13 protein-coding genes are annotated in these 13276 nt (G+C 53.5%); 6 read left to right on the forward strand and 7 right to left on the reverse strand.

Annotated features, from left to right (window positions below; genetic code table 11):
• Positions 1-119: 119 nt before the first annotated feature.
• Positions 120-404, reverse strand: coding sequence for a DUF1435 domain-containing protein (locus tag VH86_RS11650; RefSeq protein ID WP_034826266.1), 285 nt, complete (start codon positions 402-404; stop codon positions 120-122).
• Positions 405-633: 229 nt separating this feature from the next.
• Here VH86_RS11650 and VH86_RS11655 point away from each other — a divergent pair, with 229 nt between their 5' ends.
• From VH86_RS11655 to VH86_RS11665, 3 genes are all read left to right on the forward strand, one after another.
• Positions 634-1728 (forward strand): diguanylate cyclase, encoded by a 1095-nt coding sequence (locus VH86_RS11655; protein WP_045832965.1) that lies wholly within the window; start codon positions 634-636, stop codon positions 1726-1728.
• 149 nt (positions 1729-1877) lie between these two features.
• A complete protein-coding gene (fhuF, locus tag VH86_RS11660) occupies positions 1878-2672 on the forward strand; it encodes a siderophore-iron reductase FhuF (protein WP_045832966.1) in 795 nt (264 codons plus the stop codon).
• 95 nt (positions 2673-2767) lie between these two features.
• Complete coding sequence (locus VH86_RS11665) at positions 2768-3232, forward strand: YbaK/EbsC family protein (RefSeq protein WP_038649256.1); 465 nt, start codon at positions 2768-2770, stop codon at positions 3230-3232.
• On the opposite strand, the gene VH86_RS11670 is transcribed toward VH86_RS11665, so the two are convergent.
• The 4 genes from VH86_RS11670 to VH86_RS11685 all read right to left on the reverse strand — a co-directional run bounded on the left by VH86_RS11670 (position 3229) and on the right by VH86_RS11685 (position 8226).
• Entirely contained in the window at positions 3229-4449 is a 1221-nt protein-coding gene (locus VH86_RS11670) for an MFS transporter (RefSeq protein ID WP_034826271.1), read from the reverse strand. The genes VH86_RS11665 and VH86_RS11670 overlap by 4 nt on opposite strands.
• Positions 4450-4735: 286 nt before the next feature.
• Positions 4736-5719 (reverse strand): nucleoside hydrolase, encoded by a 984-nt coding sequence (locus tag VH86_RS11675; RefSeq protein ID WP_045832967.1) that lies wholly within the window; start codon positions 5717-5719, stop codon positions 4736-4738.
• A 12-nt stretch (positions 5720-5731) separates the two neighbouring features.
• Positions 5732-6754, reverse strand: a complete 1023-nt coding sequence (locus VH86_RS11680; protein ID WP_045832968.1) for a LacI family DNA-binding transcriptional regulator — start codon at positions 6752-6754, stop codon at positions 5732-5734.
• A 77-nt stretch (positions 6755-6831) separates the two neighbouring features.
• On the reverse strand, positions 6832-8226 hold the full coding sequence (locus tag VH86_RS11685; protein ID WP_045832969.1) for an MFS transporter: 1395 nt from the start codon (positions 8224-8226) through the stop codon (positions 6832-6834).
• Positions 8227-8806: 580 nt separating this feature from the next.
• On the opposite strand from VH86_RS11685, the gene VH86_RS11695 reads away from it, so the two are divergent.
• Positions 8807-9361: a histidine phosphatase family protein gene (locus VH86_RS11695; protein WP_045832971.1), complete on the forward strand. Its 555-nt coding sequence runs from the start codon at positions 8807-8809 to the stop codon at positions 9359-9361.
• Between the two features lie 70 nt (positions 9362-9431).
• On the opposite strand, the gene VH86_RS11700 is transcribed toward VH86_RS11695, so the two are convergent.
• The gene (locus VH86_RS11700) at positions 9432-10382 is read right to left on the reverse strand and encodes a YncE family protein (protein ID WP_045832972.1); all 951 of its coding nucleotides are present in this window, start codon (positions 10380-10382) and stop codon (positions 9432-9434) included.
• 416 nt (positions 10383-10798) lie between these two features.
• Here VH86_RS11700 and VH86_RS11705 point away from each other — a divergent pair, with 416 nt between their 5' ends.
• Positions 10799-11812, forward strand: coding sequence for a glycosyltransferase family 32 protein (locus VH86_RS11705; RefSeq protein ID WP_045832973.1), 1014 nt, complete (start codon positions 10799-10801; stop codon positions 11810-11812).
• On the opposite strand, the gene VH86_RS11710 is transcribed toward VH86_RS11705, so the two are convergent.
• Positions 11786-12709, reverse strand: a complete 924-nt coding sequence (locus tag VH86_RS11710) for a LysR family transcriptional regulator (protein WP_045832974.1) — start codon at positions 12707-12709, stop codon at positions 11786-11788. The genes VH86_RS11705 and VH86_RS11710 overlap by 27 nt on opposite strands.
• A 120-nt stretch (positions 12710-12829) precedes the next feature.
• On the opposite strand from VH86_RS11710, the gene VH86_RS11715 reads away from it, so the two are divergent.
• Positions 12830-13219, forward strand: a complete 390-nt coding sequence (locus VH86_RS11715) for a tautomerase family protein (protein WP_034826287.1) — start codon at positions 12830-12832, stop codon at positions 13217-13219.
• Positions 13220-13276: the final 57 nt, after the last annotated feature.

Below are 13276 nucleotides of genomic sequence, written 5' to 3' on the forward strand. Positions count from 1 at the left end.
AAGTCCCTCCCTTCGCACCACGTTGTCTTATTTTCCTGGCAGTACATTCCCAACGTTGAATTAAACGAAAAAATCACGCGCTAAGCGTGTTTTGTCGTTTCTGCCGTTCGTAAACGGCATCAGATAATGTGGAAGTTCACCGTGACGGCCGCAGCGCCCCCGGCCAATGCCAGGCAAGAAGGCAGCAGCAGATAGTGACGCAGACGATGATGGAACAGCATCACTACCGTCAGCAACAGTGCCACAATCATCACCACGCGCCACTGGCTGAAACTCGGCTCCCACAGCGCGAAAATCGGTAAAGCAGCACAGGGCAACAAGACTCCCCAACCGCTGTCCAGCCGCTTACCCATCATCCAGCTCACGCCCCATAAGCCGCAGGCAGCCATCATCGCCATGATCATCGCGCAACCCTCAAATGATAAATATTCGTATTATCATATGCCAATATTTCTCATCTTGCAGCGAATTTTTTATCGCGGGATGCGTTGGATGACAGATTTACTGGAAAATGCTAAATTGCCGCCGATAACTATTTCGATAACACGTCAATAACGTGCTCACTATCCGATTTGCGGGAGTATTTCCCACGGGTAGCGCTTTGATATTTCAGGGCTGTGAAGAGTAATAATAATGAAATTACAATCTTATGATGAGTTGAAACACAGCAAATATCGGCTTTCGCTGATGCTCTTTTTGTTTTTAAATGTCGCCGTTTCGCTTTTTTGCCTGATGCCTTTTTTAGGCACAGACAGCCCGGTAAGCTCGCTGCCAGTAGGCATTGTCGCGGCTTTCAGCCTGACGTTACTGACCGTTTGCCTGATGATGCCGAAACGGAAATTACCGCTATTAAATCCTGTTGCCATGATATTAGGTGCGCTCTGGGCATGGCACATTAACCACAGATACCATCAGGTTTTTTATTTTGATGGCAGCTTTTTAATAATCAGCTTGTTAAGCGTATTTTTTATCAGTGCCATTGCGCTCAGTGATTATTTGATCGCATTTTGTTTACACATTACGCCCCCCGTATTAACCGTATTGTTATTAGATGATGGCCAGCATTTAATGATGATCATTTTTACGATTACGCTGCCGTTGATTGGTTTCTCGCTGCATCATTTAATGCGCCGCCGTTTTGATACTTTTACCCGACGACTGGTTAGCCAGCTGTATGAGGAAAAAGAGAGTTTTAGCGATTTGAGTATGCTGGATCCGCTCACCGGTTTGTATAACCGCCGCGGCCTGAAAAATCGCCTTGACGCCATTCTGGAAAACCACGCGGGCAGCCATTACGTACTGCTGCTGGATATTGACCACTTCAAAGCCTACAACGACAACTACGGTCATGCGATGGGCGATCAGGCGCTGGCGCGGGTGTCGGTTGCCATTCGCGATGCCGTGCGTTCACGCGATGTCGTCACGCGTTATGGCGGTGAGGAGTTTCTGGTGCTGATGACCAACGTTAACGCATCGATTGCGATGAAGCTGGCCGAGCGCATTCGTCAGTACGTAGTGGACCTCGAAATCCCGCATCGCTTTAATGAAAAGGTCTCCACCCACGTCACCATCAGTGCCGGAATCGCACCTATTTTTGGCGATGAGTTTGACCAGGCGGTGGCAAATGCTGACCGCGCGTTATACGTCGCGAAAAATCAGGGGCGTAACACCATACTCGCCTGGGAAGATTTGCCGAAGCTGACGCAAGTCACTAATGACCTGATTTAACCGGTAGATGAGCGAAGCCATTCATCACAAAGCGGCATCGCCTGCTGATAAGTGGCTCCGTCCCTTTTCTTCGCTTGATGACATCTTGTTCGCATTGACAGTAACGATTATCATTTGTCTCACGATTCCCGTTATCACTCAGGACCGGCATGACCATTCTCACGCGTCAGGATCATCGCTTTAGCGACCATCCTCTGATCTTTATGCAGAGCGACCGCAGCTTAGCGAGCGCACTGGAAGATCTGATGCGTGATCAACGCAGCTACATGCTGGATAACGTCAAACTCGGCCAGGCCGCTCCCGCAGGGACGTTGACGCTGGCCGAGTGGTCCACACCGCTTCACTATCGCCGCCTGACACAACGCTATAGCGATTATCTCTATCGCAATCACCCTGATGTGCAACATGAAGCCAAACCGCTGCAGTCACTTTGGGCACAATGGTATTTTGGCTTACTGTTGGCCCCGCTGATGCTGATGTTGCTGCAGGAGCCGCGGGCATTGAAGTGCGCCCCCCATCTGATTCATGTGGAATTTCATGAAAACGGCCATCCCTGTGCTTTCTGGATAGATGTGCAGGAAGATGAAGAGGCGCGTTACCTGAGTGCCCAGCAGCGCATTGACCGCCTGATTCAGCAATGCCTGATCCCGGCTGTCAACGGCATGACGCAGCACGGTGATATCAACGCCAAACTCATCTGGAACAACATGGGTTATTCGTTTTACTGGTTCCTCGGTGAACTGAAAGGCCAGTTATCCGCGCCCGTCATCACTCAGCTGGAACAGGCATTGTTCTTCACCCAGACGCTGCTGGATGGCAGCGACAATCCGCTTTATCGCACCATGATCCCGCGTCATGGCGAGATGGAACGTCGCAGTTGCTGCCAGCGCTATCGCATTCCGGACGTGGAACGCTGTGGTAACTGCACGTTAAAAGTGGTTTAACCTGCGCGCATTCTGTTACAGATTCTCTTTTTATCCCGTTTACACTTTTCCCTCCTTGTGGCAGCTTTTAGGCTCTGTTTTTACCGGAGAAAAAAATGAGCCTGGAGTCGGTACGGCACTTCTTTGCCGAACATGCACCGGATATCGACATCATCGAGATGCCGGAGAGCACCGCCACGGTAGAACTGGCCGCACGCGTCCATGGCGTGATGCCGGGGCAAATCGCCAAAACCCTGTCGTTAAAAGTGAAAGATGCCGTTGTACTGATTGTGACGCGCGGTGATGCCCGTCTCGACAACCGCAAGCTGAAAGCCGCACTCGGCGCTAAGGCACGCATGTTGAGTGTGGATGAGGTGGTGAACTGGACCGGGCATCCGGTGGGTGGCGTCTGCCCTTTTGGCCTGGAAAATCCCCTGACCGTTTACTGTGATGTGACCCTGCGCGGTTTTGATGAAGTGCTGCCCGCAGCAGGTTCGATTCACAGTGCTGTGCGTATTTCGCCGCAGCGCATGGCTGAACTGACTGCGGCGAAATGGATCGACGTCTGCGAGGCGCTTTAACGCTGTTCGCGCGCGACCGCACCGGATATTTCAATACCCCGCGTCTCTCGTCCAAAGGCGACAAACACGCAAATCAGCACCGCTACCGTACCGGCAACGATCGCCATTCCCAGGCCGTAGTTGCCGCCGTGGGCCTCGGCAATGCGAGACTGCAAGGTCGCATTGACCGAGGCAATCAGATTACCCAACTGATAAACGAAGCCCGGCAGCACCGCACGCGCATTTGCGGGCACCAGCTCGGTGAGATAGGTCGGCACCACGCCCCACGCGCCCTGCACCATAAACTGCATCAGGAACGCGCCAATCCCAATCATCCATGATCCGCTGGAGAACGCCCACAGCGGCAACACCGGCAGCGCAAGGAAGGAAGCAAGGATAATCGCTTTCTTACGGCCAATGCGTTCTGACAGCGCACCAAAGGTAATCCCACCCAGCATCGCCGCAATGTTATAGCTGATGGCGATGATGCTCACCGTGTGCGGATCAAACTGATGCTGCACTTTCAGGAAGGTAGGATAGAGATCCTGGGTGCCATGACTGAAGAAATTAAAGCACGCCATCAGTAGCACCATATAAATGCAGATTTTCCAGTGCTGACGAATAATCGGCAGCAGCGCCGTGCTCTCTTTACGTTCGCGTGCGGCCAGCCAGACCGGGGATTCCGGCACTTTAAAATAGATAAACGGCAGCAACAGAATCGGCAATGCGCCAATCAGGAACATGCCGCGCCAGCCTACCGACTCGAAAAACAGTCCAAAAATGATCGATGCCAGCAGGTAGCCACAAGGGTAGCCCGCCTGGAAGATGCCGGACATCAGCCCACGCGAGCGATCCGGAATGGTTTCCATTGCCAGTGACGATGCCACGCCCCAGATGCCGCCCATCGCCACGCCGTAAATCACGCGGAAGGCGAGGAAGGCGGTGAAGTTCGGTGACCATGCAGAGAGCAGCTCAAACAGCGAGAACATCACGATATTGAGCATCAGAATCGGGCGGCGGCCATACTTCTCAGCCAGACGGCCAAAAATCAGCGCGCCAATCGGTCGAACCGCCAGCGTGAGCATAATGGCAACAGAAACATCGGAGACGCTGGTGTTGAAATACTGGGCAAGATCGCTGAGTACAAACACCAGGATAAAGAAGTCGAACGCATCCAGCGTCCAGCTGGCGAAACTGGCAAAAGCCACGTTTCGCTGGGTCGCAGTCCAGTTGAACATAGGGTTATCCTGTCTGATTAGCTTCCGGTTCATTGACCAGAATTTATTGGAACGTTATCCAGCGAATGATTTCGCTGGTTATTATTGTGTTAACTATTTGTATATAGCATGTCAGAAAGGAGGGCTGCGGCGGGGAATTGTCAGGGAGTGATTCGCGGTGTAAGGAAGCATGTCATCGAGTGAAACATTGCACCGCCGTACAGCAGTGCAATCTGAAAGGGCAAATTCCTGGCGGTATGGCAGGAAGACCGGTGCGACTCAGTGTGCCGCACGCATTTATGGGCAATCAGCGCTGCAGTTGATTAAACGCCTTCTCAATCATCTCCAGCAGCAACGGATTGTTGACGTTCTGCATCACATGCACCAATGCCCCGGTCTGCTCCGGCACGCCAATGTCCAGGCGCAGTGGCGATCGATACCGCCAGCTCTTGCCGCGCGTTGCGCCGGCGCGTAACTCAATATCGACAAAGTAATCCACCCCATCCGCCACGCGCTGATTCAATAGCCAGGCAATCACCAGCGCATCGTGGATCCAGCAGCCTGGCAGATGGCGGGTGCGAATCGAGTAATCAATCCACGGGCGCAACGTTTCACGGACAAATTGCGGCAACGGATGGTCGTTGGTCGTCAGACGATTAAGATCCTGATGGGTCATCAATGTTTGTGTCGTGGCGTCCATCGGCACCAGCGTGATGGCTGCGCCGCTGTGCAGCACCTGATGCGCCGCTTCGGGATCCAGACCAAAGTTGGTGTCTTTGATGTAATCATCTAAAGCGAACACACCGCCCATAATCACAATTTCTGCCACGGATTCAGCCATCTGTGGATAGCGCTGCAGCGCCTGCGCCACGTTGGTCAGAGGACCGATCGCCACCAGAGTAAATTCGCCGGGATTATCGCAAATCAGCTGGCCCATCACGCCTGCGGCATCATTGCCATCTGCCGCGAGCAACTGCGGCTTACACACGCCCCGCCATAGTTCAGCGAGGTTCGCGTCCTTGACGCCATCAAGGCGTGCGCGCCAGGGGGCGGGGTCTTCGCGGAGTGCCTGCAAAGCGCCCTGCACCACGGGAACATTGAGTCCTAATCGTTGGAGTAAGTCTTTGGCAACCTGCGCCCCTAACGCACTCGGCGTGTTGCCAGTGACGGTGGTGATCAGTTCAACCGACAGCGAAGGTGATGCCAACGCCAGTGCCAGCGCAAGGCCGTCATCGGTATTCGCCCCTGCAATTCCATTTCCCGGATCACAATCAATAATCAGTCTTTTCATGATGTTATAGGTTTATTTTTGTTGAGTAAGCAGGCAGCCGCAGGACTCACCGATTTCAAGATAGTGAGGGAACTCTGCCAGTTGGGCTTCGCCATCCCCATTTTTCAGCATGGCGATAGCGCTGCGTGCCATTTCCCGCAGCGGTTGACGTACGGTTGTCAATGTCGGGACATGGAACGCGGATTGATCGGTGCCGTTAAAGCACACCAGGGCGACATCCTGCGGCACGCGCAAACCGTGTTCAGAGAGCGCGCGGATACAACCAATCGCCTGGCCCTCATTGCTGGTAAACAGCGCACGCGGCACTTGTCCGCGGGCAATCATACGTTTTGTGGCGTCATAACCGCCTTGTCGCGAGTAGCTGGCAGGGAAAATCAGGGTTTCATCGACCTGCAGGCCTTTCTCTGCCATGGCATCGCGCCAGCCCTGAATACGATCCTGGGCATTCAGCATCTCCAGCGGACCGCTGATCATGCCAACCTGTTGATAACCGTGGCTGAGCAGATGTTCAGTCACCTGACGCGAGGCCTCGCGCTCATTCACCCGCAACATGCTCACGCCGGGACGGGGGTCAACACGATCCAGCATCACCAGCGGTGTACCACTGGCCTGAATCACATCTATGTATGGGTGGCGGTCGACACTGGTATAAAACAGGCCATCCACCTGACGATTCAGCAAGCCCTGAATCAGTTCCAACTCACGCTTGCGATCATCTCCGGCATCCCCCAGCAGCATCACGTGGCCGTGATCCAGTGATTCCTGCAGCAGCATATGCGCCATGGAGGCCACGAAGGGGTTACTGATGTTCGGCACCACCAGGCCAAAGGTTTTGGTGCTGCCGGAGGCCAATGCACGCGCCACTGCATTCGGTCGATAACCCGTCTGTTTAATCGCTTCCAGCACGCGCAACCGCGTGGCTTCCGCCACCGGGCGCGGTCCATTGTTAATCACGTAGCTCACGACCGCCACTGAGGTGCCGGCGGCTTTCGCCACATCGCTACGTGTTACATTTCCGCCTGGGGATTTCGCCAATGCTCTTGCCTCTGCATGAATGCTATTGGCCGGCATAACCGGCCAATGGCACTGTTTCACTTACAGCGTGTTGCGCGTCAGATCGCATCTTCCGGTAGATTCAGATCGCGCCCACGCGTTTCTGGTGCCACAAACGTGGTCAGAAAACCGATGGTCGCCATTGCCGAGAAGTACACGGCAATCGCCCACCAGTGTCCGGTGAACGATAACAGCGCCGCAGCCACCAAAGGTGCTGTCCCTCCAGAAAGGATAGAGCCCAGTTCTTTCGCCACCGCCATCTTGGTGTAACGGTGTTTGACACCAAACATTTCCACACCCCACGCGGCCTGCACCCCAAAAATACCGAGCGAGGCCAGCGCCATGCCGACAATCATCACCGGAATCACAATCGCCGGGTCACGACTGTCCATCAGGCTGAATGCCGGCCAGGCATAAATCATCAGCAGCAGACAGAAACCACGATAGGTGATACGGCGGCCAAAGCGGTCAGACATCCAACCGGCAAACGGAATGATCAGGAAACCCAGCAGCGAGGCAATAAACACCGCCGTCGTTGGCACCGACTTATCGAGCATCAGCACTTTCGCGACATAACCGACGATAAAGCCCTGCGCCAGATAGGAAGGACCGTTTTCGCCGATACGTAAGCCGACCATCGTCCAGAACGCACGGCTGCGCTGCCAGAAACTGCGGGTATCAACCTCGGCGGCGGCATGCTGCAATGTGGCGCTACGCTCTGCCTGCAGTTGCGCCTGCTGGCGTTCAAACACCGGGGTTTCACGCAGATGACGACGCAGCCATAACGCGACCACGGCAATCAGCACGCTACTGAGGAACGGAATACGCCATCCCCAATCCAGCAAGGTTTGTTTATCCATCTGAATCACGGCAAGCCACACCAGCGAGGCGATCAGCGTGCCACTATTCGAGCCGAGGGCGATCACGGAAGAGACCAGACCGCGACGCGCAACCGGGGCATACTCGCCCAGCATCACGGTGCCACCAGACAGTTCTGCACCGGCGCCCAACCCTTGGGTAAAGCGCAACAGCACCAGACAAGCGGGTGCCCAGACGCCGATCGTGGCGTAAGAAGGGATGAGACCTATCAAGGTTGTCGATGCGCCCATCAGGATGATGGTAGCGATCATCACGGTTTTGCGGCCTTTCCGGTCACCGATCCAGCCAAACAGCAGCGCACCAATTGGGCGTGCAATAAACCCGACGGACCAGGTGGCAAAACTGGAGAGCAGCGCCATAGTGGGTGTGGCATTGGGGAAAAACACATCGCCAAAGATGATGCCTGCCGCCAGGCCATAGAGCGCGAAATCCGCATACTCCATTGCCGTGCCGAGCCAGCAAGAGAAGGTGGCGCGCCAGAAATCTTTGCGGCCAGAAGAGGTTTCCAGCCGCATGTCAGCAGCTGAAGAGGTGCTCAGTGAAGTTTGTTGCGAAACGGACTGATGTACCGTCATGACCTTTTCCCTGAAATAGGTGAAAACAGCAAACGCCCTTCCGTGGGACGGTTCCCTTGCAACAAGCGGAACTCCCCGGTGACGACGTTCAGTAGGCAAACCTGGATGAAAGTCAAAGAACTCCCTGGTGTTGGAATTCACTCATTCGCCTGTTCTCGTCGATGTTTTTTTCATCGATCGCATTAGTAAGGCAAATGTAACCACGTCATCTCAAGGCCAACTTTGTCTCTGGCACCGTGAGTTATCACTGTGGACACAGTCTATCTACGCGCGTAGATAAATCAAGTGATAAAAGTGAAAATAATTAATTTATCTTCACTATAGCTCGGGGTTAGAAAGCAAAAATGGCGTTAATTCATAACATTACAGCTTATTCAAACCAACAGCAGCGCATTAACCTCAATGTAATTAACGAGCGTTGCTTATCATTAGCTGAGTTGTGGCTGATCCTTCATCGCGCTTTTTTTCGCACAAATCAGTTAAGCTTTGATGACAATTGCGAATTAATCTTAAAACCCTTTCGCCAGTGCGGTTCAGCTACCACCTGCATTAAACTGGGTAAAAATCACACAGGGCGCCTATGACCATCATCCTCATGCGACACGGTAAACCTGACCATCCGGTCAGCGGGCGCTTTACTGCGCGAGCGCTAGCCGACTGGTGTGAGGGCTATGACCAGGCCGATATTTGCGACTCACCGCCGCCGCGCAGTATGGCCATCGCGCGAATGGCCCGCGTGATCGCCTCCAGCCCGCTACCCCGCGCGCGTTCCTCGCTCACGCGTCTTGGCCTGCAACCTCATGAGGTGGATGAGGTCTTCAGTGAAGTGGCCATGCCGCTGCTGCCGTTCGAACGCCTGCACCTGCCGCTGACCGTTTGGCTCGCGCTTTTGCGCCTGTTATGGTTATGCGGTTACGCCGGGCATGTGGAATCGTTGACCCATGCCCGAGCACGGGCGTGTCAGGCGGCAGATAAGTTGGTCACGCTATCAAAACAGGGAACGGTGTTGCTGGTGGGGCACGGCATCATGAACAAAATGATCGCCCGGGAATTGCGTAAACGCGGCTGGCAGGCGGAAAAACATGCCAGCAGCCGCCACTGGAGCAGCGCGATTTACCATCGCCCGTTTATTTAACCCTGATACGCCCAATCAAACATTGCGAGCAAGTGCCTGACGATCGCTGCCACAAGGAGATACCCCGCCGTCAGTTCAACTGGAAGTAACTCAGCACCTCACAGCCTTTTCCGGCGTTCGGGGTCGCTATCACTTTCATTTGCAGCAAATCAATCACGCTCAATGATCCATCGCCTTCATTGGCAATCAGCAGCGTTCGATTATCCGCACTGAAACAGCCATCCATCGGTTTGTTGCCGACCGGAACATCTCCCAGCGGATTGAGTAAATCATCAAACAGTGTGATGAGCGGCTCCTGATCGCCAATCGCCACCAAACGCTCACCGTTGGCGCTAAAGCGCACGACCTGGCAGGGCTGTTGATGGGCCGTGAGTTTAATGCGCTGGCGAATACGATGGCTTTGGCGATCGACCACATACAGTAACGGTGCGTCGGCCGCGCTAGCGACCAGATAAGGATGCTTCGGCGAGGCCGCGATACCGGAGATCGGCCCCGGCAGCAGAATATTGTCAATGATGTGCCCTTCTGCCTCGCACAGATCCACCACCGTGATGCTGGCGTCTTCTTCGTTCTCTGTGAACAATTTACGCCCGCTGGGTGAAAGCGTCAGACGATGCGCATTGTGCGATGGCAGCTTAATGATTTTCTCCACCCTATCGGTAACGGGATCGATGACTGCCACAGCCGCACTGTTTTCACAGCAGAGGTAGACTTTGCCATCGCGGCCCAATTGGCCACTGTGGGGCGACTGCAACGGAGATAAATCGATAAAACCGCTGATCTGGCGTTTGCGTAGATCGATCACCGCCACTTTGTGACCAGGATGGGGATTGTCGCCATGAATGCCGTCACCATAGATCGACACATAGGCTTTCTCTTGCTCAGGTAACATCAGTAACTCATGCGGACGCGGCGGAAACGCATTCAGCTCCTGTTGCACGGCAAAGGTATCGGGATCGAGAAACAGCACCCGATTCCCCTGCTTATCGACCGCCAGTAATCCACGGTTGTGTGGCTGCATAGTGCCTCCTTTGTGTTAACCACCTCGTCTAAGCGTAGTTAACCTGCATCAGGAAGGGGCAAATCCCTGCCAGGCCAGCGAAAAATGTAGCCGCTTTAAACCATTTGAGTGCGGGGATTTTTTATCTAAGCCGCAGCCAGCGCCAAGGCCAAGTTATTTTATTAGGAATAGTCCTAATGATGATTAATTGTAAAATAAGTTGGCCATTCAATTATTTCCGGGAAATTTTACGCTTAACGGATCCTTCATTTTCCGGTTTATCTGAAAGCAAAAAAAAGTAATAGCCTCTAAGACCAGAATGCTTTATTAAGCTGATGTGAGTACTTTTTACACACAGCCGTGAGGAAACATAAGAGCGCATAAGCTGCCAGCATCAGGGAATCCTTGCCACCATAATCACAATAATCAGGTGCACCATGAATAAAAAACGTCTCCAGCCAGCGCTCGCGCTCTGGCAGAACTGGAAAAGAATCGCTTTTACCAGCCAGACATTACTGCAGAAAAAACAGCATACTGCGCTCTGCGCGCCGGAGTACGATCCTAGCGAAGAGGACAATATCGTGTTGTTTTCTGGCGAAAAGTCGCTGCCAGAAATACCGAAAAAAGTGTGGATGTATTGGGATAATGAATATTTACCGAAATCTATGATGTTAAATATTCAAAAGTTGCGCAAAGATAATCCTGATCACGATATTTATTTGCTCAATCGATTAACGGTAAAAGAAGTTTTACCTGATTTTATTTTCACCTCAACATTATTAAGCGAACAGCAAAAAAGCGAAGTCATTCGTCTGGAACTGCTGTTGCGCTACGGCGGTATTGCCATTGATTGCAGCACGCTGTTATTTGAAGATCTCTCATGGGTGCATCGTGCCCATCAAGAGCGCTGCATGGATGTGATTGGTTATTATCGCGAAAATTCCACCGTCAATTATCTGGCGCCAGTGATTGAAAACTGGTTCCTGGCGGCGGCACCGAATAACCCATTTATTCGTGAATGGCAGAAGCAGTACGCGCCCATCAAACATCTGGGTGAGCAGAATTATTTCAACGAGCTCAACAAGCGCGATGACTATGCACTCCTGACCCAGAAAATTGACCAACCGCAGCAGCAGTTGGGTTCACTGGCACAACAGGCGGCGATGCGGGAATATCGTCGGGTGAATCTCTATCTGCGTAAGTGTGAAGCCAACGCTTACTATTATCAGCGTTTGAGCGGCTGGAAAAGCGAGGCGTTTGCACATGCTATCCTGTTCAACCAGCGTCCTATGACGCCACCACCGGTGATTAAACTCAGCGGTAACGAACAGATGCACCTCGACTTCAACCTGCGTTTAGGCAATTACAACCGCAGCAGCCTGCTGGGTGAGATGATGCAGCCGCATGCGGCGATGGCGTTGGCTTCACCCATCAACAAAGCGCGCGCGTAGCCAGTGGATAAAGGTGGTCACCGCCCGTGGCACTTGTGCTGCATACGGGCGCACCACCCACAGCCGATCGGCAAAAGCATCCACGGTTTGCCACTGCGGCAGAACCTGTTGCAACGTGCCTGCTGCCAGCGCCGCCGCGGCGCTGAAATCGGGCAGCATGGCAATGCCCAATCCTTGCAGCGCGGCATCGCGGATTGATTCGCTGTTATTGGTAGCAAAATTACCCTGAATTTTTACCTGCACGGATTCACTGCCGCCACTCACCGGGCGGAAACGCCATTGTGGCGATTCCAGACCACGCGGATAGTAGAGGCAGTTATGTTGCTGCAACGATTCTGGCACCTGAGGCACACCGTTTTGCGCCAGATAAGCCGGCGAGGCCACTAACAGCGCGCGCGTCTCACACAGCGGCAACGCCACATGGGTTTCGGGCAATGTCTGGCTATGGCGGATGGCGAGATCAAATCCTTCACTGCCTAACGACACTAAGCGATCGGTAACATCCAACTGCAGCCGCACCTGCGGATACTCTCGCAAAAAATCACCGATAATTGGCACCAGCTGCTGACGTGCAAACGCCACCGGCGCGCTGACACGCACCAGGCCGCGGACTGGCCCGGCCTCATCGCGCACGCTGAAAAAGCTTTGGGCGATGCGCGCGAAAGGATCGCGCAACTCATCCACCAGCTTCTCGCCCGCCGAGGTCAGACGCACGCTGCGCGTGGTGCGCTGCACCAGTGACACCCCCGCCATCTCTTCGAGCTCTTTAATCTTTTGGCTCATGGCCGCTTTGCTGACATCTAATCGTTCAGCTGCACGAGTAAAACTGCCCAGTTCAGCCAGCACCGTTAGCCAGTGCAAATGCACCCAGAGTGCATCAGTTTTGATTTCTTTCATATGGATTGTTCAAAATAATAAATAATCATTTCAACCAGCGCGCTTTTTCTTTCCTGCAGCAAGCGGCAGCATAAAGCCACATCCTACTCTTATCTTGTGAGCAAAAACGAGGGTTTATTTATGCCGTTACTGACTTTTGATGTGATTCAGGGCCGTTCTGAATCAGAAATTCGCACCTTGCTGGACGCCGCGCACCGCGCGGTATTAACCGCGTTCAAAGTACCCGCGCGGGATCGCTATCAGATTGTTCATGAGAATAAACGCTATCAAATGGTGTTTCAGGATACCGGGCTGGGTTTCGAGCGGACCGATAACCTGGTGATGGTGCGCGTGTACACCAGCCCAAGAAGTGAAGAACAGAAAACGCTATTCATGGCAGAGTTAGCGCGCGAGTTGCAGGAAAATTGTGGCGTGCAGGGCAACGATCTGATGATCAGTTTTATCACTAACAGCAAAGGCGACTGGAGCTTTGCCGACGGCGAAGCGCAGTATCTGACTGGCAAGCTCTGATCCCTCCTCGCCCCTCGCTGGCAGCGGCGCGTGCGTTGCTGCCAGGTCAAACCATAG

It is taken from the genome of Pantoea sp. BL1, from assembly GCF_000963985.1.
Taxonomy (GTDB): domain Bacteria; phylum Pseudomonadota; class Gammaproteobacteria; order Enterobacterales; family Enterobacteriaceae; genus Pantoea; species Pantoea rwandensis_B.